The 21287-nt window shown below is 71.7% G+C and carries 18 protein-coding genes and 1 pseudogene; 10 read left to right on the top strand and 9 right to left on the bottom strand.

The genetic code is table 11. The features are described 5' to 3' along the window. Positions 1-24 precede the first annotated feature (24 nt). Positions 25-621 (bottom strand): hypothetical protein, encoded by a 597-nt coding sequence (locus HAV40_RS03050; protein WP_166378725.1) that lies wholly within the window; start codon positions 619-621, stop codon positions 25-27. Positions 622-773: 152 nt separating this feature from the next. On the opposite strand from HAV40_RS03050, the gene HAV40_RS03045 reads away from it, so the two are divergent. Both HAV40_RS03045 and HAV40_RS03040 read left to right on the top strand, forming a co-directional pair. Continuing rightward, positions 774-2831, top strand: coding sequence for a sensor histidine kinase (locus HAV40_RS03045; protein WP_166378723.1), 2058 nt, complete (start codon positions 774-776; stop codon positions 2829-2831). Then, positions 2828-3499 (top strand): response regulator transcription factor, encoded by a 672-nt coding sequence (locus tag HAV40_RS03040; protein ID WP_166378721.1) that lies wholly within the window; start codon positions 2828-2830, stop codon positions 3497-3499. The genes HAV40_RS03045 and HAV40_RS03040 overlap by 4 nt, the downstream gene beginning before the upstream one ends. 120 nt (positions 3500-3619) lie before the next feature. Here the strand turns inward: HAV40_RS03040 and HAV40_RS03035 are convergent, their stop codons facing one another. Beyond that, positions 3620-5686: a GTPase domain-containing protein gene (locus HAV40_RS03035; protein ID WP_166378719.1), complete on the bottom strand. Its 2067-nt coding sequence runs from the start codon at positions 5684-5686 to the stop codon at positions 3620-3622. 230 nt (positions 5687-5916) lie between these two features. Then, positions 5917-6924, bottom strand: a complete 1008-nt coding sequence (locus HAV40_RS03030; RefSeq protein WP_166378717.1) for an ArsR/SmtB family transcription factor — start codon at positions 6922-6924, stop codon at positions 5917-5919. A gap of 60 nt (positions 6925-6984) precedes the next feature. On the opposite strand from HAV40_RS03030, the gene HAV40_RS03025 reads away from it, so the two are divergent. Beyond that, complete coding sequence (locus tag HAV40_RS03025) at positions 6985-8193, top strand: MFS transporter (protein ID WP_203671614.1); 1209 nt, start codon at positions 6985-6987, stop codon at positions 8191-8193. Here HAV40_RS03025 and HAV40_RS03020 read toward each other — a convergent pair. Further along, positions 8183-8719, bottom strand: coding sequence for an RBBP9/YdeN family alpha/beta hydrolase (locus tag HAV40_RS03020; RefSeq protein ID WP_166378715.1), 537 nt, complete (start codon positions 8717-8719; stop codon positions 8183-8185). The two genes, HAV40_RS03025 and HAV40_RS03020, sit on opposite strands and share 11 nt — an antisense overlap. Positions 8720-8831: 112 nt before the next feature. Between HAV40_RS03020 and HAV40_RS03015 the strand changes: the two genes are divergently transcribed. The 4 genes and pseudogenes from HAV40_RS03015 to HAV40_RS38275 all read left to right on the top strand — a co-directional run. Continuing rightward, on the top strand, positions 8832-9356 hold the full coding sequence (locus tag HAV40_RS03015; protein WP_166378713.1) for a hemerythrin domain-containing protein: 525 nt from the start codon (positions 8832-8834) through the stop codon (positions 9354-9356). A gap of 46 nt (positions 9357-9402) precedes the next feature. Continuing rightward, entirely contained in the window at positions 9403-9549 is a 147-nt protein-coding gene (locus HAV40_RS03010) for a hypothetical protein (RefSeq protein WP_166378711.1), read from the top strand. Between the two features lie 173 nt (positions 9550-9722). Next, the gene (locus HAV40_RS03005; protein WP_166378709.1) at positions 9723-10415 is read left to right on the top strand and encodes a type 1 glutamine amidotransferase domain-containing protein; all 693 of its coding nucleotides are present in this window, start codon (positions 9723-9725) and stop codon (positions 10413-10415) included. A 66-nt stretch (positions 10416-10481) separates the two neighbouring features. Next, positions 10482-10727, top strand: a pseudogene (locus HAV40_RS38275) (helix-turn-helix domain-containing protein); the annotation flags it as partial. A gap of 131 nt (positions 10728-10858) precedes the next feature. Here HAV40_RS38275 and HAV40_RS02995 read toward each other — a convergent pair. The 4 genes from HAV40_RS02995 to HAV40_RS02980 all read right to left on the bottom strand — a co-directional run bounded on the left by HAV40_RS02995 (position 10859) and on the right by HAV40_RS02980 (position 14192). After that, a complete protein-coding gene (locus HAV40_RS02995; protein WP_166378705.1) occupies positions 10859-11482 on the bottom strand; it encodes an ATP-dependent Clp protease proteolytic subunit in 624 nt (207 codons plus the stop codon). Between the two features lie 3 nt (positions 11483-11485). Further along, on the bottom strand, positions 11486-12082 hold the full coding sequence (locus HAV40_RS02990) for a ClpP family protease (protein ID WP_166378703.1): 597 nt from the start codon (positions 12080-12082) through the stop codon (positions 11486-11488). A 123-nt stretch (positions 12083-12205) separates the two neighbouring features. Continuing rightward, on the bottom strand, positions 12206-12613 hold the full coding sequence (locus tag HAV40_RS02985) for a hypothetical protein (protein ID WP_166378701.1): 408 nt from the start codon (positions 12611-12613) through the stop codon (positions 12206-12208). Positions 12614-12758: 145 nt separating this feature from the next. Continuing rightward, on the bottom strand, positions 12759-14192 hold the full coding sequence (locus HAV40_RS02980) for an L-fucose/L-arabinose isomerase family protein (RefSeq protein WP_166378699.1): 1434 nt from the start codon (positions 14190-14192) through the stop codon (positions 12759-12761). Positions 14193-14420: 228 nt separating this feature from the next. Here HAV40_RS02980 and HAV40_RS02975 point away from each other — a divergent pair, with 228 nt between their 5' ends. From HAV40_RS02975 to HAV40_RS02965, 3 genes are all read left to right on the top strand, one after another. Continuing rightward, on the top strand, positions 14421-16784 hold the full coding sequence (locus HAV40_RS02975) for a family 43 glycosylhydrolase (RefSeq protein ID WP_166378697.1): 2364 nt from the start codon (positions 14421-14423) through the stop codon (positions 16782-16784). Positions 16785-16796: 12 nt separating this feature from the next. Next, on the top strand, positions 16797-18749 hold the full coding sequence (locus HAV40_RS02970; protein WP_203671610.1) for a family 43 glycosylhydrolase: 1953 nt from the start codon (positions 16797-16799) through the stop codon (positions 18747-18749). Between the two features lie 105 nt (positions 18750-18854). Further along, complete coding sequence (locus HAV40_RS02965) at positions 18855-20411, top strand: HEAT repeat domain-containing protein (protein ID WP_166378695.1); 1557 nt, start codon at positions 18855-18857, stop codon at positions 20409-20411. A 27-nt stretch (positions 20412-20438) separates the two neighbouring features. Here HAV40_RS02965 and HAV40_RS02960 read toward each other — a convergent pair whose 3' ends face one another. Then, the gene (locus tag HAV40_RS02960; RefSeq protein WP_166378693.1) at positions 20439-21158 is read right to left on the bottom strand and encodes a hypothetical protein; all 720 of its coding nucleotides are present in this window, start codon (positions 21156-21158) and stop codon (positions 20439-20441) included. Positions 21159-21287 lie beyond the last annotated feature (129 nt).

Genomic DNA, 21287 nt, shown 5'->3' with positions numbered 1-21287 from the left:
CTGTCGCACTTGCGGCGGGGCGCTTCAGCCGGAGACCGCGGTCACCGGCGGGGTGGCGCCGGCAGCCCGGCTGGCCGCACGCTCGCCGAACGCGGCGGCAGCCAGGCTGACGAGCAGCACGACGTCGACGGCCACGGCCAGCCAGGCGATGTTGGCGATCCGGGAGACGGGGAACACCACCGACGCCAGGACCAGCCCTGCCGCGTACGCCCGCGGCACCGACCCGGTGCGCAGCAGGCCCACGCCGAGCAGCAGCAACCCCAGCGGCCAGCACAGCCCCAGCGGCTTGATGATGACCGCCGCACCGGTGGCGTCGACGAGGTCGATGCCGCCGAGCGCGACCTCGATGGTGTTGAAGCCGTAACCGACGACGCCTGCCGAGCCGACGACGCCGACGGCCAGCGCGACAGTGGCCAGGAGCGGGGCACCGTCCAGGTACGTCGCCACGCGCAGGATCATTAGTGGGCCCAGGGCCGCGCCGAGGATGTGCAGCACCGCCCCGGTGCTGTCGTTCCAGCCGCTCAGCGCGTAGCACACCGAGGAGACGGCGGTCAGCGCCAGCGACAGCAGCAGCGAGACGGTCAGCAGCCGGTCCAGCGGCGACCCGATCACAGGTTTCATGCCGCTGAAACTAGGCAGCCGCGACAGGGTCCGGAACGGGGCCGGCCACCCGATCGGCTGCGGCCCGCCACAGTGTCCGGTGCGGTTTTCCACACCCGCCGCGGGCAGCGGCCGCATCGCTTCGGCCGCCGGTGCCGTGCCACCATGACGTGGTGAACGCCCGTGCCGTACGGCTGCTGCTGACCTGCTGGGGTGCGCTCGCCGCGACGGCACTCGCCGCCGGGCTGGTCAGGGCCGACGCCATGGGCAGCGTCGGACCGCAATGGAGTGTGTCGTTCCTGGCGACCTACCTCGTCGGGGTATGGGCGCTGCACCGCGAGCCCGGCAACCACGCCGCGCTGCGGCTGCTGGTGTTCGGCTGCGTCGCGTTGACGTTCCTGGCGGTGTCGGTCGAGCTGCTCGTCGCCGTACGCGGCGGCATCGGCGGCACCGCGTTCGTGTCGGCCAACCTCGTGGCGCAGACGGTCAGCATGCTGTTCGTGTGCTCGCAGGTGGCGACCCTGGTCCGCTACCCGGACGGGGTGCCGCTGCTCAAGGCCGAACGCCTGCTCGTCGGCGGCCTGGCCGTGGTCGCGCTCACCCTGCCCCTGCTGCTGCTGATCACCCTGCCGGACGTCGTGCCCGCCTGGATCGTCCAGTTCAGCGGAGAGTCCGACGGCCTGGCCGTGCCGACGGTGGCCAGCCCATGGCACGTGCCGGAGCTGGGCGCGCTCGGCCCGGCGGCCCGGTTCGTCAACGACGGACTGCTGGCGGTCGGGCCCCTGCTGGGCGTCGCGGTGACCGCGCTGCGCTACCGCCGCCTCGACGCCGTACAGCGCCACCGGATGGCCTGGCCCCTGCAGGCGGCGCTGCTGCTGGTCCTCGGGATCGCGTTCAACGCCGTCGCCGAGGCGGGTGCGGCGCCGCGGCTGCTCGGCGACGCGGTGTCGGTCGCCTGCTACGTCCTGCTTCCGGTCGCGATGGGCATCGGCATCGCCGCGCCGAACATCTTCGACGCCCTGGGCACCGTACGCCGGACCCTGTCGTTCGCCGTGCTCTGCCTGCTGATCATCGGCGGGTACGTCGCCGTCGCGGGCCTGCTCGGCATCACCGTCGGCGGCCAGGACCTCCGGGTCGCCGTCATCGTCGCCGTGCTGGCCGCGCTCGGTCTCGAACCGCTGCGCCGCACCCTGGTCCGGCGCGCCGGACGCATCGCCTTCGGCCACGACGTGCCCCGCGACGAACTGCTCCGGCGGCTCGGCGACGCACTGGAGAACACCATGGACCGCCGCGCGCTCACCGAGTCGATCGCGCGTACGGTGCTGGAGGGCCTGAACGCGCAGTGGGTGCTGCTCCAGCTGACCGCAGCCGACCCGGTGCACGTCGGCCGGGCGGTGCGCCCGGGGGAGAAGCCGGTCCTCACCTCACGGCTGCAGCACGGTCCAGACGACCTCGGCGTCATCTGCTGCGGGCCGTCCGCCGGCGGCGGGGTCACCGCGCGGTCCCGGCTCCAGCTCGACACCCTCGCCCGGCAGATCGGCCTGGCCCTGACCAACGCGCGGCTGGCCGACGAACTCAACGAGCAGCTCACCGCCGTCGACGCCTCCCGCCAGCGGCTGGTGACAGCCGAGGAGACCGCCCGCCGCCGACTCGAACGCGACCTGCACGACGGCGCCCAGCAGGACCTGGCCGCGCTGCTGACCCGCATCGCGCTGGCCCGCAACCAGCTCGGCCGGTCCGACATGGCCAAACTCGACGAGACGCTGACCACGCTGCAGTCCGACGCCGGGCAGACCCTGAAGAACCTGCGCGAACTGGTGTCCGGCATCCACGAGTCGGCACTGGCCGACCAGGGCCTGGTCGCGGCCGTGGAGGGCCGCGTCGCGAAATCGCCGATCCCGGTGGTGGTGACCTGCGGGACGGGCGTGCGCGACGGCCGCCTCGCGGCCACGGTCGAGAGCGCCGCCTACTTCACGGTCTGCGAAGCCCTGGCCAACACCCTCAAACACGGCTCCGCCCAGCAGATCCTCATCGACCTCGCCCTCGACGACGGCTGGCTGCGGGTCCGGATCACCGACGACGGCCGCGGCTTCGACCCCGGCCGGGTAGGCGCGGCCAGCGGCCTGACCGGCCTGCGCGACCGGATCGCCGCCGTCGGCGGGACACTGCAGGTGACCTCGGCACCCGGTGCCGGTGCGACCCTCACCGCCCTGGTCCCGGCGCGGCCATGACGACCGCACCACTGCGCGTCGTGCTCGCCGACGACCACTACCTGCTGCGCGAAGGGCTGCGCGCGCTGCTCGTCGACGGCGGCGAGGTCGACGTCTGCGCGGTCGTGGCGACCGCGCCGGAACTGGTCGAGGCCGTCGACCGGCTGCGCCCCGACGCGGTCATCACCGACATCCGGATGCCGCACGCCACCGAAGGCATCGAGGCCGCGCACCTGATCCGCGCCCGCCATCCCGGCGTCGGCGTGGTGGTCCTGTCGCAGCACGCCGACGGTTCCTACGCCCAGGCCCTGCTCGCCAACGGCACCGAGGGCCTGGCCTACCTGCTCAAAGAGCGGGTAGGCGACGTCGGCGAGCTCATGCGCGCGCTACGCGAGGTGTGCGCCGGACGCACCGCCCTGGACACCCGCATCGTCGACGCGCTGATCTCCCGCCGCCGCAGCACCCGGCCCAGCGGCCTGGACGCGCTGTCCGAACGGGAGCGGCAGGTGCTGCACGAGATGGCACGGGGACTGGCCAACAGCGGCATCGCGCGCACCCTGATGCTGTCGGAATCCGCGATCGAGAAGCACGTCAGCGCGATCTTCGCCAAGCTCGGCCATGACGAACAGCCCAACACCCACCGCCGGGTCGCCGCCGTGCTCGCCTACCTCGGCTCCCCGGGCAGCTGAACAGCAGGCCGGGAACGCGGGCGAGGCGGCCGGCCCCGAATCGCGCGATCGATGCGGGGCCGTCCTTGCCGTGAGCCGCACTGCCAGCCGGCCCGCCTGCGGCGCAGGCGGGCCGGCTCGTCACCGCAGGACGAGCTTGTCCAGTAACGAGAGCACCTTGTGCCCGGCCGCGCAATGCGGTTCGAGGGTCTCGACCAGGCGCTGCCGGCGGGCGTTGTCGGGCTCGGCCAGCGTCCGGTCGGCCAGGGTCGTCTGGCGCAGCAGCTCGGTCAGCCGCCCGTCGAGGATCTCCAGCGCTCGGGCGATGACGTCGTTGGCCCGCGCCGACGCGGCGGCCACGTACATGGCGCGGTACTCCGTGGCCACGTCGTCGAGTTGTCTGATCCGCTGATCACGCAGGATGTCCAGGGTCGTCGCCCGGGCATTGGTGCGGCGGATCGCGCCGTACGCGACCGCTGCACCGAGGGTGAGCACCGCGGGCAGGGCCAGCACGGGGCCGGTGACCAGGCCCGCCGCGACGGCGATGCCCGACACCACCGGCGTGGCCAGCCCGACGACCTTGGACACCTGCTCCAGCACGTCCTGCGCCGACGAGCGGTAGCGCTCCGACGGGGCGACCCTGAGCTGGGTGAGGTTGACCCGGGTCGCCGTCGGATGGAACTGCTCCGACGGATTCGTGTCACCCAGGATCACCCGCACCCGGTCGAGGACCTCGGCCGTGAACAGCTCGGCCTCCTCGGTCCAGACCTCCTCCGGCCCGTGCTGCCTGGCCCACTGCGCCAGCAGCTGCGCGACCTCGCTGTCGATGGTGTGCTGGCCCTTCTCCTTCGTCAGATCGGTCTCCCGGATCCGATCGTCGAGGTGCTCGTGCAGGTAGTTGTCGAGTCCGCGGAACTGCCGCTCCAGCCTGCGGGTGTGCGGCATGAGCGAGGTCTGCAACTGCTCGCGCAGCGTGGACATGGCATCCTGCAGCTGGCGTCGTCGCCGATCCAGGCTGTCGCGCTCGGCGGCGAGCCGCTCCAGCGGCGTGCGGGCCGTGTTGAGCAGTTCGGCGAGCAGCGTGTGCCGGACCGCGACCAGTGAGCGGGCCTCGCGGCTGATCCCGGAGACGTGCTTACGGCCCGTACCGCTGTTGATCAGATCGACGACGGTCTCCCGCAGCCGCCACATCCGGCTCGCGGCGACCATCTTGGCGCCGGACTTCTCCTCACCCTCGGCCTTGCGCCAGTTGCCCTGCGCCTCCCAGGCGGGGGACACGGCGATGAAGCCGTCGGGGCCGAAGAAGGTGTCCAGCTGACCCTGCGACGCCTTGAAGTTGTCCCGCAGGTACCGGTTGTTGTTCTCGACCGTCTCCTGCCAGGCCACCTTGTTGTCGGTCAGGCGGGCGACGTTGGCGCGGTCGATGCCGGTCACCACCCAGATGATGCGCTTGCCCGTGTTGAGGTGGTGCTCGTAGAGCCGGCTGATCACCTCGTGTTCGGCCAGGCCGATGGTCTGGGTGGCCTGCGTGGTGAAGACGAAGCAGTCGGCGTCGGCCCAGGCCCGTGCCGAGATCTGATCGTGCTCGGGCTCCAGCGAACCGTGTCCGGGCAGGTCGTACAGCTTCGCGGGCAGGTCCGCGTCGGCCAGCAGGATCTCCACTTCGGCGACCTTGCGCGAGCGGTGCTGCGCGCTCAGGCGGTTGATGGTGTAGTCGGGGATCTGCGTGGTGTACGCCGCGACCACGGCCGGCGGCGGCGAGTGGCCCACGTCCTCCCATGCGTCGGAGTCGGTGAAACGCACGCGCAGGAAACCACGCTCGGAGCCGTCGAATCCGCTGTCCGCGCCGATGGGAGCCACGGTCGCCGGGCAGGCCGTGGTCTGCTGCGGTGCCGAGAACAGCAGGCCCAGGTACTGGTCGGCGGTGATGTCCTGGGAATCGTCGACGACCTGTTCGTACTCCAGGCGGTTCTGCAGGGCGCCGATCAGGAAGCTCTTGCCGGACGAGAATCCGCCCACGAAGGCTATGTTGATCATTGTGGAGGAGGCGCGGGTCTGGAGCTGACGCAGGGTCAGCAGCGTGTCCCGGGCCCACTTCTCGTCCAGCACATCGTCGTCGACGTCGAGGTTCGAGTCGTCGAACGCCCAGCGGCGCGCGGCCTCGAGCGCGCCCGACAGCTCCCGGCGCAGATCAGCTATCTCGTTCACGCTCCGATATGTACACCAGAACCGGCGCGCGATCGATAGGGTCACCGGATCGAGTCACGTCGCCGTCCCGCTTCCTCGGCCGGCGATCGGCCGCCGGGCGTTGCGCAAAGGATTGTCGGGTCGCGGCCCGGGGACGTGAGATGAACGCCGAACCGCGACGGTCGACGACGTGTGGTCTCGGCCGTCGGGAGCCTTGACTGTGCTCGCCGAGGCGCGATCTCCGCCACGCCCTACGGGCCGACGACGTCGCTGTCGCCGTCGGCGCGGGCCGGGCCGGGCGGCGACGGCTGCGCGCCGGTCATCGCGGAGCCGAGCGGGGTGCGCCAGTAGAGCACCTCGCGACCGGATCGCCGTTTGGCGACCGCACCCGCGTCGAGCAGCACGCGCAGATGGTCGCCGACCGAGCCGATGGACAGACCGGTCAATGCGGCCAGGTGTGACGTGCTCACCGGCGTGGCCAGCCGGCGCAGGATCGCCGCCCGGTTCGGGCCGATCATCCGGTCCAGCCCGTCCGGCACCGGCGAGGTGGTGTCGGCCAGGACGCCCCGGACGGGATAGACCATGCCGAAACGGGTCGGCTGGTCCCAGAGGACCCAGCCGCGCACGGTGTGCGCAGGAACGAAGACCAGCTGCTCGGCGCGGTCGAGCGGCAGCGGAGGCTCGTGCAGGTCGTCGACGAGCAGCCGGCCCTCGCCGAGCCATCGCATCGTGCCGGCCAGGTCGGGCAGGACCCCGGCCCAGCCCTCGGCGCTGAGCACGGCGGTACGCGCCACGACGTCGGCCCGCAGCCGCTGCTCCCGGGCGGGCCACTCGGGACCGACGGTGTGCGTCCAGACCCAGTCGAGCAGGAACACGAGCTCGTCGGTCAGCCCGCCGGCGGCGAGCACGTCGTCGAGCGGCCCCGGCCGGGTCGCCCGCAGATCGGCGCGGATCTGCTCGTCGGGGCGTGCGGCGAGCGCCGCGAGTTCCTCGGCGAACGTCGGAGCCGCCGTCGCGGGCGCCATGGAGAAGAAGTCGGCCATCCAGTGGCGTCCGAAACTCGCCGCCAGCAGAGCCCGCAGCAGTGGACGCCGGGACAGCATCTGCTGGTACGCGGCCAGATGCGGCCGCCGCCAGCTGTGCTGCCACAGGCCGCGCGGACGGTGCAGCGCCCGCCACGCGGCGACCGTGTCGGTCATCGGCGAGAGGGCGAACCGGCTCCGGGCGAGCAGGTCCACCGGCACGTGCCAGACCGACATCGTTTCGCCTCCAGCCGTAACTCTACCGAGCCCGCGACGCGGCACCCGAGCATCATGGACGTGAGAACCTATTCGGAACTGTTCGCCGTCCGCGAGTTCCGCAGCCTGTTCCTGGCCAACTGCGCGGGCATCGCCGCGCACACCACCTCCGCCCTCGCGCTGGGTTCGCTGACCTACGCCGTGACCGGTTCGGCGGCGCTCACCGCGCTGAGCATGTTCGGCGCGCCGCTGGCAGGCGTGGTCGGCAGCCTGACCCTGCTGTCCGCCGCCGACAGCCTGCCGCCGCGCCGGGCACTGACCCTCGCCGCGCTGGTCGCGGCTGCCGGAACAGCGGTGCAGGCCGTGCCGGGGTTGCCGATCTGGCTGCGGTTCGCCGTGATCGCGCTGGTCGCGTACGTCGGCTCGATCACCGGCGGCGCCCGGTGGTCGCTGCTCAACGACATCCTCCCTGCCGGCGGCTACGTGCTGGCCCGGTCGACGATGAACGCGAGCGTCGGCGTGATGCAGATCGCGGGCTTCGGGACCGGCGGGCTCCTGCTCGTATGGTTCGCCCCGGACCAGGTGTTCCTGATCGCGACCGTGCTGCGGGCGCTGGCTGCGGCGATGACGTGGTTCGGCCTGCGGGAGCGCCCCGCCCGGACCGGCGAGCGGGCCACCATGGCGCGGACCATGCGGGTCAACCGGCAGCTGTGGGCCGACCCGCGATGCCGTGGGCTGTACCTCAACCTGTGGCTGCCCAGCGGGATCGTCGTCGGCTGCGAGGCGCTGTTCCTGCCGTACGCCGGAGATCGGGCCGGTTTCCTGTTCGCCGCGGGCGCCGCGGGCATGCTCGCCGGTGACGTGGTGGTGGGCAGGTTCCTGTCACCGGAAACCCGTCGACGCAGCGTGCTCGCACTACGGCTGCTGCTGCCCCTGCCGTACCTGGCCTTCCTGCTGAACCCGGGTCTCGGCCCTGCGATGCTGCTCGCGCTGGCCGCCTCGGTCGGGTTCGCGGCCTCGCTGCCGCTGCAGGAGTGGCTGGTCGAACGCTGCCCGCCGGACGCGCGCGGCCAGGCGCTCGGACTGCAGCAGAACGGGATGATGACCGGGCAGGCGGTCTTCGCCGCGCTCGCGGGGCTGCTCGCCGACGTACTGCCCACCCACTGGGCGGTCGCGCTGCTGGCACTGCTGTCGCTGGTCGTGACGCTGCTGCTCACCAGCAGTCTCCGGCATGCCCGGCCGGTGCCGCCGCCCGCGGCCGTGATCCCGGTGCAGCCGGTCAGCCGATGAGCCGGTCGAGCAGTGGGAAGGTGTCGTACGGCTGGTCGTAGTCCCCGAAGTGCCCGTCGTCGCGGATGATCTGCGTGCCGCCGAGACGTTCGAACATGGCGCGGCCCTGCGCGGCGTCGCACCCGTACGGATCGTGGGTGGCGTTGACGAAGTAGATGTCGCGGACATGCGCCCTGATCGCGGCCCAGTCGTACGTCTCCTGCAGCACCGGCTCGTCGGAGTCGTTGGGCCTGGTCGCGTACCCCGCCACGAGGATCGCCTGCGCGACGGTGACGTCGAGGTTCTCCAGCAGCGCCAGCAGGAACGCGGCGCCGCCGGAGTGGCCGACGAGCACGGTCTGCTCGTCGAAGCGGTGGGCGGCCAGCACCTTCGGCAACAACGTCGCCACCGGCTCGGCGTTCATGCCGGGGTAGTGGGGAATGTCGACGGCGTACCCGCGCTCGCGCAGGCGCGTGCCGAGCCACGGAAACCAGAGGATCTCCGGCGACCCGCCCGTGCCGTGGAAGATGATCGCGTTCTGCTGCATGGGGCAGCACGATACCGCCTGGCCCCGACCAGGGCGGGGCGACAGCCGTCCGGGTTCCGGCGCATGCGTGTGGCGGGCGTTTGCCGGGCGGATTCTGCGGTAGAAGGATGGCATGGACGACATCACCGCGCTGATCCTCGACGACCATGCCGCCTTCCGGCGGGGCTTCGCGCGCCTCGACGACGCCTCGGACACCGGGCAGATGCGTGCCGTGTGGGAGCCGCTGGCGCTGCACCTGGAGATCCACGCCGAGGCCGAGGAGGTCATCCTCTATCCCCATCTGCTGCGGCGCGGCGGCGAGGACGCCGAGGAGGAGAGCCTCGACGCCATCCGTGACCACAACAAGATCCGCGATGCCATCGCCGAGTCGCGCAGGCACGAGGTCGGCAGCGATCCGTGGTGGGCCGCGGTCTGGCAGGCCCGCCGGGAGAACACCGAGCACCTCGGCGAGGAGGAGGACGAGGGGCTGCCCGACTTCCGCCGCCATGCCAGCGTCGAACTGCGGGCCAAGCTCGGTGAGCAGTGGCTGGCCTTCTACGGCGAGCACCCCGACGGCCGGGGGCTGGTCTTCCGCGACAAGGACCCGGAGCGGTACGTGGCCTCCGCCCAGCCGCAGGACCCCCAGGCCCAGCAGTAGCGCCGGCCGGGCCCGGGCCGAGCACGCCGACGTGCGGGCGGAGGCCGTGTTCAGGCTGCTGTTCGCCGGGGGGATCCTGCTGCTGCCCACGGGCGGGGCACTGGCCCCCCGGCGCGATGCTGGGAACTGGGTCAGCACGGTGGCAGCGGCCGGTTTGCAGCTGATCGCGCTGATCATCCCGTACGCGTGGTGACCGCGGGCCGCCCGCGTGATCGGGTGTTCGCCGACAGCGGGACGGAGCCGGTGCCTATACTCGAACTTTGATCGCTTTTGTTGGCCTACGTCTCGGCCCAGGCGTGTTCGTGATGGTTTGTGCATGCCCGGCGTGGGCGTAGAGCCACCATCTCACCGGAAGGCGCGAACCTCATGGCGAAAATTCTGATGGTGCTGAGCGGCGCCCAATACTGGACCATGAAAGACGGTCACCGCCATCCCACGGGGTACTGGGCCGAGGAGTTCGTGGCCCCCTACACCGCGTTCACCGAAGCCGGTTACGAGGTCACCGTCGCCACGCCGGGCGGCGTGATCCCCACCGTCGACGTGATGAGCCTGCGGCCCAGCATGGCGGGCGGCGAGCAGGCCGCACTGCAGGAGGAAGCGGTCATCGAGGCGGCCGAGCAGCTCCGCTACCCGATCGCCGTCAAGGACGCGCGTTTCTCCGACTACGCGACCGTGTTCTACCCGGGCGGCCACGGACCCATGGAGGACCTCGCCTACGACGCCGACTCGGCCAGGCTGCTGCGGGAGGCGCTCGCGTCGGGCAAGCACTTCGGCATCGTCTGCCACGCGCCGTCGGCGATTCTGGCCACCCGTGACGAACACGGCGACACGCCGTTCGCCAACTACAGCCTCACCGGCTTCACCAACGACGAGGAGGCCGGGGTCGGCCTCGCCGACAAGGCCAAGTGGCTGCTGGAGGACGAGCTGAAGAACCTGCCGACCAACTACTCGCGCGGCCCGATGTGGGAGCCGTACCTGGTCACCGACCGTACCCTGCACACCGGCCAGAACCCGGCGTCGGCCGGGCCGCTGGCCAAGGAACTCCTCGCCGTGATCTGACCACCCGCGCTCTGCCGGTAGCGAACGAGGCTGTCCGGCCGGGTCCGGCCGGGTTATAAACGATCCATGCTGAATCCGGCGGAGCGGGCACACGCCCAGGCGCCAGCGCGCCGCGTGCTGTTGCGTACGGCGCTGGGCGAGGCACTGCGCCGCCTGCGCCTCGACCAGGGACGGACGCTGGCCGAGGTGGCGCTGGTGGCGCGGATCTCGATGCCCTACCTGTCCGAGGTCGAGCGCGGTCTCAAGGAGATCTCGTCGGAGGTGCTCGCGGCGTTGTGCGCCGCGCTGGGCATCGAGCTGGCGGACCTGCTCGTCGCCGTCGCCTTCCACATCTCGTCGGCCGACGGGGTGGTCACCGTGGTGCCGGTCCGCCGGACGCCCGTCGGGCGGTACGACGTGGCGTCGCCGACCCGGCGAGCCGGCGACGCCTACGCCCTGGCCGCCTAGTCTCTGGGCGGCACCTTCACGGTGGTGATGACCTGGTCGGCGAGGCCGTACGCGACGGCTTCGCCAGCGCTGAACGTCTTGTGCCGGTCGAGGTCCTGCCGGATCGTCGCCGCGGAGTGGCCGGTGTGGCGGCTGAGGATGTCGTCCATCTCGGCCCGCACCCGTGACACGTCGCGCGCCCGGACCGCGAGATCCGGCAGGGTGCCCTGGGCCACGTCGAAGGAGCCCTCCTCGGTGGACGGCTGGTGCAGCACCACCTTGGCGTGGCGCAGCACCGCCCGCTTACCGGCCGTGCCCGCCGCCAGCAGCACGGCCGCCGCCGAGGACGCCTGCCCGACGCACAGGGTCGCCACGTCCGGGCGGACGTACTGCATCGTGTCGTAGATCGCGGTCAGCGCGCTGTAGGAGCCGCCCCGTGAGTTGATGTAGAACCAGATGTCGAGGTCGGGGCTCTCGGACTGCAGGTGCAGCAACTGCGCGATGATCACGTTGGCGACGTCGTCGGTGATCTCCGTGCCGAGGAAGATGATCCGCTCCGACAGCAGCCGGGAGTAGATGTCGTAGGCCCGTTCGCCGCGCGAGGTCCGCTCGACGACGGTGGGAATCGTGTACTGGCCCATGGCTCAGACCCCCATCCGCTGCTTGACCACGCGCGGGCGGATGTCGTCGACGTGGGCGACTATGTGGTCGACCATCCCGTAGTCGAGCGCCTCCTGCGCGCTGAACCAGCGGTCGCGCTGGCCGTCCTGGATGATCGTGGCCACCGGCCGGCCGGTGTGCTCGGCGGTCAGCTGGCTCATCATGGTGCTGAGCCGCTCCAGCTGACCGGCGTAGATCTCGACGTCGGCGGCGGTGCCGCCCAGCCCCGCCGAACCCTGGTGCATGAGGATCTGCGCGCTTGGCAGGGCGAAGCGCTTGCCGGGCGTCCCGGCGCACAGCAGGAACTGGGCCATGCTGCCCGCCAGCCCCATCGCCACGGTGATCACATCGTTGGGGATGAGCTGCATCATGTCGTACACGGCCAGTCCGGCCAGCACCGAACCGCCCCGTGAGTTCAGGTACAGCGCGACGTCGCGGCGCGGGTCCTCGGCCGACAGCGCCAGCAGTTGGGCGCATATCCGGTTGGCGTTCTCGTCCTCGACGTCGGATCCCAGCACGATGATCCGCTCGTGCAGCAGCCTCTTGTGGAGTTCGTCGTCCAGCGTGGCGGTGACACCCATGTGTGCGCTCCTGTTCCCTCGGGTCGTTCACCTCCACGATCAGGCCCGAGGGGGCCGCCCACCAAGGCGATCTGCTGACAGCGACTTAGCCAGGGGCAGATCGGCGGCGGGAACAGCAGGCGCTCACCTGGCGGCGGCGACGTCCTGCGGGGTCCAGCCCACGAACCGGGCGATGTCCTCGTCGGGCGTGGTCAGCAGGTCGACCCAGTCCTCCAGCGCCGTGGCGAGGCTCTGCGGGATGCCCGGGTTCTCGGGCTCGGCGGACTGGCGGGCGATGTCGTCGATGTGCAGGAACGCCTCGTCGGGGTCCAGCGCGCGCAGGGCCGCGTCGTCGCTGGTGCGGTCGTCGCCGCTGGCGAGGATCTCCCCGGTGTGCCAGTCGGTGTACTGCCAGGTGGTCTGGCCGGTCTGCCCGCCGTCGATGATGCGGTGGCCGCTGGCCTCCAGCTTCTCGATCGCCTCGGCGAGGCTGCGCTCCGCCTCACGCTGCGCGACCAGGTACCGCCGCACGTACTCCTGCACCAGGTCCATGACCAACTCCCAGCTGAGACCTCGGCACGTTCCCGGCCGAGCACCGCTACAGGGTGCCCGGACGACCGCCCGCCGCCAAGCGCACACGCCGCCCGCGTCCGGTATTCCCCCGATCGGCGCACCGTCTCGGTCCGCCGGTGCCGGTTCAGACGACGGTGATGGGCAGGCCGAGCAGTTCGGCGACCGCGCGCAGTTCGGCGACGCGGTGACCGGTGCCCAGCGCCCAGTGGTGGGCGATTCCGCTGGCCGACCAGTCGTCGGTCCACTCGCCCGGGTCGCGGCCGAAGTCGACGCGCGAGGACGTGTTGCCGATGGCCAGCAGCGGACCGGGCACCGCGCGGCCCTGCGAGGCGACCAGCGAGAACCGGCCGTGCCTGTCCTGCGCCAGCCCGCACAGCGTCACCGGGCCGTGGCTGACGTCGCACTCGACCGACACGCCCCAGCCGCGTTTGCCGTGGAAGACGCCCAGCCCGCGCAGCATCGGCCGGCTGGAGCTGATCGCCAGGTGCGCGGGGCCGTCGTGGCCCATCTCGACGACGTTGTCGGTGAAGTTGAGCGCCTGCAGTTCGGTGAACGAGCCGCCCGCGCCGAGGCGGTCCATCAGTAGCATCGCCAGCGACGTGCGCAGCTCGAACTCGCCGCACGCGGGAATGCCGCGCGCGGTGAGCAGCGACGCGCCGAGGATGAGCCCCGCGCCGACGCGTTCGTGGGTCTCGCCGTCCAGGCCGCGGTGGTAGTAGGCCAGTGAGTCCAGCGCGAAGTCCTCGACCAGGCGGTCCATGGCCACCGAGACCGTGGCGGCCCAGCGGAAGTCGTCGTCGGCCACGGTGCCGTCGAGGGAGAAGACCTCGCGGGCCAGGTCCATCCGGGCCAGGGTCTCGTCCTCGGTCACCTTCTCGGTGCGTACCCGCAGATCGTCTATCTCCAGGATCTCGACGTGCCCACCGAGCTGGGCGGTGACCAGCGTGGGGTCGGTCGACACGTCCATCATGCCGGGGTACAGGTGGCCGAGCAGCCCGTGCCGGCCGTGCCGGAACGCCGCGCGCACGCCCGCCGCGGTGACCCACCGTCCGATGCGCAGCCAGGCGGCGTCGGATTCGAGGTAGCCCGACACCGACCGCACGTCGATGCCGCAGCGGCGGAAGGTGTTGGTCATCTCCGGCAGCGGACAGGCGCCGCAGTAGGCCAGCCACGCGCCGGTGTCGAAGGTGGCGTGGTCCATCGCCTCGGTGGGCTGCAGGTTGAGCAGCAGCACGGGGGCACCGGTGCGCTGGGCGACCGGCACGAGCATGTTGGCGGTCATGTAGGTGGTGAGGAAGCCGATGACGAGGTCGCAGTCGGCCCGGCGCAGGGTCTCGGCGGCCGCGGCTCCGTCGTGCGGGTCGGAGATGAACCCGGCGTCGACGACCTCGCAGTCCAGTTGCGACAGCCGCTGCGCGACGCGGCGGGCGGACTCCTGCAGCTGCGGCAGCAGGCCGGGGAACTGGGGCCAGTACGCGCCGAGGCCGCCCGAGACGAGGCCGACGCGGGTCTTGCGGGGAGCGATCCGGGTGATGCCCGGCTGCGGCTCGGTCAGCATGCTGGCTCCTGACGCGACATTGAAATGTTTCAAGTTTGAGCCACGACGCTAGGTCGACGCGGTCGGCCTGTCAAGAACGTCGCTCGGACATCCGCCTGTACGGCCGTCGGCGTATCCCCGTGGCCTTGACCTATTCGCATTCCTGACTTTAGGCTGAGAACATCGAGGCTTGAAACGTTTCAAGAAAAGTGCTCTTCGTGGCCGTCCCACCACATCGAAGGAGTACCCATGCGGCGACTGTCGGCAGTGGCCTGCGCGGTCATGGCCGTGCTCTGGCTCATACCGGGTGCGGCGCACGCCGACACCGTCGTCACCCTGGTCAACAACGACAGCGCCGGACACCAGCTCAGCCGGTTCGACACCGGCGGCAACGCCCTCGACGCGCACGACGGATCCCTGCTACAGGTCGGCGACCTCTACTACCTCTACGGCACCAGCTACAGCTGCGGATACACCTACAACGCCGGTCCCAACGCCAGCGGCTTCTGCGGCTTCAAGGCCTACAGCTCGCCCGACCTGGTGCACTGGACCGACCGCGGCTACATCGTCGCGCCCGGACAGTGCCGGTACTGCTTCCGCCCGCACGTGATCTACAACCAGTCCACCGCCACCTACGTCATGTGGGCGGACATGGGCCTGGGCAACAGCTACGGCGTGTTCACCAGCCCGGCGCCGACCGGCCTGTTCACCCGCCGGGCCAACCCGGCGCTCGCCGTCGGCGGCGCGGTCGACGCGGCCCTGTTCGCCGACAGCGACGGCAGCGCGTACGTCATCCACAACACCACGATCGTCGGCGCCGGGCTGACCGCCGACATGGTCGTGGAGAGACTCACCCCGGACTACCTCAACACCACCGGGCAGTACGTCCGCCTCGGGCTCGGCAACGTCGAGGCGTTCGCGGCGTTCAAGCGCGACGGCGTCTACCACGTGCTCATGTCCGACCCGACCTGCGCCTACTGCGCCGGATCCACCGGCGAGGTCACCGCCACGTCGATGCTCGGACCGTGGTCCGGGATCTGGTACGACCCCAACGGGTTCGACATCAACAACAACCGGCCCCAGCCGCGTAACCGCTCCCGCATCGTCAACGCCGACAACTGCGGCGGCCAGCCCCTGGCCGTCCTGCCGATCACCCGGACCGGCGGCACCGACCACCTCTTCGTCGCCGACCGGTGGGTGGCCAACCTGCCCGCGGGCAGCAACCCCAACCAGTCCCTGGCCAACTTCCACCTCGGCCCGCTGGCCTTCGACGGCGCGGGCACGCTGCAGAGCTTCACCTGCGCCGACACCGCTGCCGTGACACTTCCGGGCACGCCGGTGGGCGGCTACAACGCGTCGCCGGACCGGGACCAGCACAGCGGGTTCGCCGGATTCCGCCACTACTGCGACATCAGCGGCGACGTGTGGCGGCAGCAGAGCTTCACCCCGTCCCGCACCGGCCTGCTGACCAGCGTCGCGGTGACCACGTTCCAGCGCGACCAGCCGACGCTGCCGCTGACCGTCGACATCGTCGACACCGCCACCGGGGCGCTGCTGCAATCGTCGTCGCTCGCCCCGGCCACCGTCGGCTGGGCGCCCTCGGCGCTGGCCGTGCACCCCAACGTCGCCGTCACCGCCGGGCACAGCTACACCGCACGGCTGCACACCGCCTCCACGCAGGGCTGCTACGGCTTCGAGTACAACGACGCGAACCCCTACCCGGGCGGATCGGAGAGCTACAGCACCAACGGCGGCGGCGGCTTCACCGGCGAGACGGCCCGCGACCTCAAGTTCACCACCGACGTGAACACCGCCGGGGCGTACGTGCCCGAAGGACTGCCCGCCGGATACACGTACTGCGCGGGCGAGGGCGGCACATGCGCGTTCACCGGCACCCGCACCGTCGCCTACGGGGCCGGTGCCTACCGGTACGTGACCGCCACGGGCACCACACCGTGCGGAATCGTGGCGTTCGGCGGCGACCCCGCCGTCGGGGTGCTGAAATCCTGCTACCTGGCACCGGCGGGCGGCCCGTCCGGCTATACCTCGTGCGCCGGCGAGGGCGGCACCTGCTCGTTCACGGGCACCCGCACCGTCGCCTACGGGTCCGCGGGCTCCTTCGCGTACCGGGTGGCCAGCGGAGCCACCGCCTGCGGTGTCGCCGCGTTCGGCCGTGACCCGCTGCCCGGCGTGCTGAAATCCTGCTACCTCGCCGGTCCGGGAGCACCCGCGGGCGGCTGGCAGCAGTGCGCCGCCGAGGGCGGAACCTGCGCGGTGAGCGGACCCACCACCGTCATGTACGGCAACCAGGGCAGCTTCCACACCCGCCAGGCGAGCGCACCCGTGCCGTGCACGGCTTCCGGCTTCGGCGGCACCCCACCCGGCGACGGGGCCAGGGCCTGCTACGTGGCGACCGGCGGACCCGCCGGCTACGGCGCGGCCTGCGCCGCCGAGAACGGGACCTGCGCGTTCACCGGATTCCGCACCGTCGCCTACGGCGCGGCCGGGCGCTTCACCTACCGGTCCCTCAGCGCCGGAACCGCCTGCACGAACACGGCCTTCGGCCTCGACCCCGTGTACGGCACCGCCAAGAACTGCTACCTCGCGCCCTAGTTGGAGAGCCGCATGCCAAGAAGCCACCGCACCTGGCTCGCCCGCGCGGGCGCGCTGTCGCTGCTGATCGCCGCCCAGCTGCTCGCCGGGCCCGCCCCGCAGGCCGGTGCCGCCCACACCACCACGATCACCAACTTCGACGCCGCCGGCAACCAGGTCATCCGCTTCGACACGGCCGGCAACGCGGTCGACGCCCACGACGGCGACCTGGCGCTGTTCGGCGGCGCCTACTACCTCTACGGAACCAGCTACGACTGCGGCTACCGCTGGAACGGCGCGGGGTCTCCGTTCTGCGGGTTCAAGGTGTACTCCTCACCCGACCTGGTCCACTGGACCGACCGGGGCCAGCTGTTCGACGCCACCACCGCCACCTGGCAGACCCGCTGCAACGGCAACACCTACGGCTGCTACCGCCCGCACGTCGTCTACAACGCCACCACCGGCAGATACGTGCTGTGGATCAACAGCTACGACAACGTCAGCGGGTTCCACGTCTTCACCAGCACCCAGCCGACCGGCCCGTTCACCCAGGTCGCCGACCCGGCGGTGGCGGTCAACAGCGGGCCGCCCGCCAGCGGCCTGAAGAACGGCGACCACGACACGTTCGTCGACGACGACGGCACGGCCTACCTGGCCTACACGGACTGGGTCAGCGGCGGCGGCATCGTCGTCGAGCGGCTCAACGCCAGCTACCTGTCGGGCACCGGCAGCTTCGTCCGGGTGACGCCGAGCGCCACCGAGGCCCCGGCACTGTTCAAACGCAACGGCAACTACTACCTGACGTACTCCGACCCGAACTGCGGCTACTGCTCCGGCACCGGAACCTCCTACCGCACCGCGACCTCGCCGCTGGGCACCTGGTCCGGGGGCACGAACATCAGCCCGAACTCGTGCGGCGGCCAGCCGTCGTTCGTCACGCCGATCAGCCTGACCAGCGGCACGGCCTACCTCTACGGCAGTGACCTGTGGAACAACGCCGCGCCCAACGAGGCGCTGGCGAACTTCTACTGGGCGCCGCTGACCTTCTCCGGCACCGCGATCAGCCCTATGACCTGCCAGAACACGGTCACACTGCCGCTGACCACCGGCGCGGCCGGAGCCCAGGACCCCATCGCGGATCTCGACCAGCACGACGGGGTGACCGGCTTCCGCCGCTGGGCCGACATCGGCCCGGTATCGCGCATCCAGACGTTCGTGCCCTCCCGCAGCGGCACGCTGACCAGCGCGTCGCTGACGACGTTCCAGACCGGCAGCCCCAACGCCGGGCTGACCTTCGACATCTACCTGGCGAGCGCGTCCTTCCAGCCCACCGGGTCACCGCTCTACACCGTGACCGTGCCCGCCGCGTCGATCGGCTGGTCACCGCGCGCGGTCACCGTCAACCCCGACATCTCCGTGACGGCGGGCACCCGCTACGGCATCGTGGCACGCTCGACCACCACGTCCGGGCTGTACGGGTGGGCGTTCAACGAGAACGCGCCGTATCCGTCGGGCGGCAGCGCGTACAAGAACAGCGGTGGCTCCTGGACGGCCGAGACGAACCGGAGCCTGAAGTTCCAGACCACGGTCAGCGGCAGCGCCTCCGGCTGGACCTACTGCGCCGTGGCCGAGAACGGCACCTGCGCGGTCTCGGGCACGGCCGTGGTCCGGTACGGGGCGGGCAGCTCCTACCTGTACAAGACGGTGACCGGCAGCATCGGCTGCAACCAGACCGCGTTCGGCGGCGACCCGATCTTCGGCACCGTCAAGCACTGCGACAGCTCGCCGCAGCCACCCGGCAACGGCTGGACGTCCTGCGCCGTCGGCGAGACCGGCACCTGCACGTTCACCGGCACCAGGGCGGTCGCGTACGGGGCCAGCGGCGCGTTCCTCTACAAGACCGCGACCGGCGGCATCGGCTGCAACCAGACCGCGTTCGGCGGCGACCCGATCTTCGGCACGGTCAAGTCCTGCTACTACAAGTAGCCGACGACGGGCGGTGAATACCGGGTGGCGCGCCACGCCGCGTGGTCCGCAGAATGTGCGCACGTCATCGTGGACCGGCCGCGGCGGCGCCCATGGGGGAACACGATGGCGATCGGCGCACGACTCAGACGCTGGCTGCTGGAGCCACCACGACCCGTGGTCACCGCACCCGAGCCGGACCACCTGCCGTCGCCCGCCGCACCGGCGCGGCTGGCGCAGGTGTTCGGTGACCCGCACGCCGACCCCGACGGCCTCGCGATCGCCTTCCTCAGCACCGCCCGAGGCGGCGACGACGACCTGCGCGCGACGGCGCTGCGGGCCCTCGCGGCATCGTCGGGCGGCTGGTGGGCACGGTTCGACGACGCGCTACGCGAGACGTCGCAGTGGGTGCCGCGCTGGTCCCAGCAGCTCGCGGTGGCGGTCGGCGACGACACCGCGGACCTGGTCGCCCTCGTCGCGGCGGGCTGCCACCGGGACGGGCGGCTGCGTGAGGCCGCCGCGGTCCGCCTCGCCGGACACGACCATCCCGTCGCGACCGCCGTGCTCGCCCTGCGCTGCGCAGACTGGGCGCACCAGGTGCGCGAGGCCGCCCGTGCCGCGTTCGGCTCCCAGCTCGCCGTCGAGCTGGACACCGCGCGGCTGCTGCTGGTCGCGGACCTAGCCTTCACCCTGCACGCCCGCAAACACGGCGGCTGGCTGATGCGGCAGGTCGAGCAGCTCATACCGCGACTACCCGACCCTGTTCTGGCGACTCTGCTGGCCACGGCGCAGCCGCGACTGCGCCGGGCGGCATACCGCATCGCCGTCGCCGAAGGCCGTGTCGGGGTGGCGCAGCTGCTCGCCGCGGCGTTCACCGACGGTGACCTCGGCGTACGGCGGGTCTGCGCGGACGCGGCGATGGACGCCGACACGGACCTGACCACGCTGCGTACGCTGCGGGCCAGTCGCACCGGCAGCATCCGTGCGGAAGCGATCCGGCGCCTGTCGAGGGCGGGGGAGTTCGACGCGGACGCGGCCCTGTCCGACCCGCACCCGCTGGTGCGCGAGATCGCCCAGGCGGCGATCCGCCGCCGCGACGGCGACCCGGCCCCGTACTACCGCCGACTCGTCGCGACCGACCCGCCGCCGCCGGGAGCCGTCGCCGGGCTAGGGGAGACGGGCACCCCCGCGGACGCTGCCCTGATCACCCCCTGGCTCACCCACCCGGCCACCCGCGGCCGCGTCGCCGCGATACGCGCGCTGCGCCGCCTCGGCACCGGACCGGCGGACGCGCTCGCCGCGCGGCTGGCCGACCCGTCCCCGTCGGTGGTCCGGCACGCGGCGGCCGCGCTCAGCGAACGTGCCACCGAGATCGGCAAGGACGAGCTGGAAGCCCTGCTGCGCCCGGAGAATCCGATCCATGTGCGCGTGGCCGGGCTGCGGATCGGCGTGGCCCGCGACCCGTGGACCCGGCTGGCGGTCTCGCTGCGCCTGCTGCACGACAATGACGAACACCTGCGTGGTACGGCCGAACGCGAGGTGCGGACCTGGCCCGGGTACGGCCGGTTGCGGCCGGTCGATCCGCGGCTGGTGCCGGAGTTGGACACGCTGCTCGCCAGCGCCGTCCCCGTCCTGGGCAAGCCGCTCGTGGACCTGATCCGCTTCCAGGCCCGCCTCGCCTGACCCGCGCGCCGCGTCCGACGCCGGGCGTCACCTTTGCCGGTGGCACTCGTAGATCATGCTCGCGTGCTCGTACGCCTCGGACAGGGCAGCCGCCACCTGGGGCGTGTCGGCCGCGAGGGTCGCCGCTTCCAGCAGTCGAGCCGGGGTGGGACTCGTCATCCACCGTTCGATCGAGCGTGACCAGGCGTCGTCCCGTGCGGAGGTGTACGCCCAGTCGCCGACCAGGTCGGCCAGGTGCTGGGCGTGCGCCTGCCCGGTGGCCTGCTCGAACACGGCAAGGTACGGCGCGGGATCGTCGGCGGCTGCCGAGAGGGCTTCGAGCACGGTGAACGCCGTGTGCGGGGCAGGGTAGCGAGTCAGGGTCACCGCCCACCAGGCGTCCAGCAGGCGCTTGACCACTGCGCTCTCCTCGGCGGACAAGCCGGACACCGTCGTCTTATGGATCAGCCTGTCGGGGCCGCTCAGGTAGTCGAGCTGCCCGGTCACGACCAGGTCGAGCAGCCGTGGCAGGAAGTGCCGGAAGTCTGCCTCGTCGCCCCAGGTGCCCATGGACTTCCAGGCGTAGCGACCCAGGTCGTCGGCGGTGAGCTGCCGTAACGGCACCCGCAGGAGCCGGGCGTTCTCCTCGGGGCTGACGCAGTGGTCGCAGAAGGCGATGCTGCCGGGCCGGGGATGGCCAGCCATGGCCTCATACAGGCGCTCCACGGCGCTGCGCAGGTCCGATGTGGCAGCGTCGCGGTCGGCCATGCGCGCAGACTCTACGCGGTGACCGTGGCCGTCTGATCGGATGGACCGAGGCGCCGCGCCGGGTGGACGGATCGTGCCGATCGGGGCGGGACCGACCGGCACGATCCGGGTGCCGTCCTAGCCGCGCCT

The organism is Catellatospora methionotrophica, assembly GCF_011297335.1.
Classification (GTDB): domain Bacteria; phylum Actinomycetota; class Actinomycetes; order Mycobacteriales; family Micromonosporaceae; genus Catellatospora; species Catellatospora methionotrophica.
Note: the sequence above shows the minus strand (reverse complement) of the source record. Positions and strands in the feature narration are given on the sequence as shown.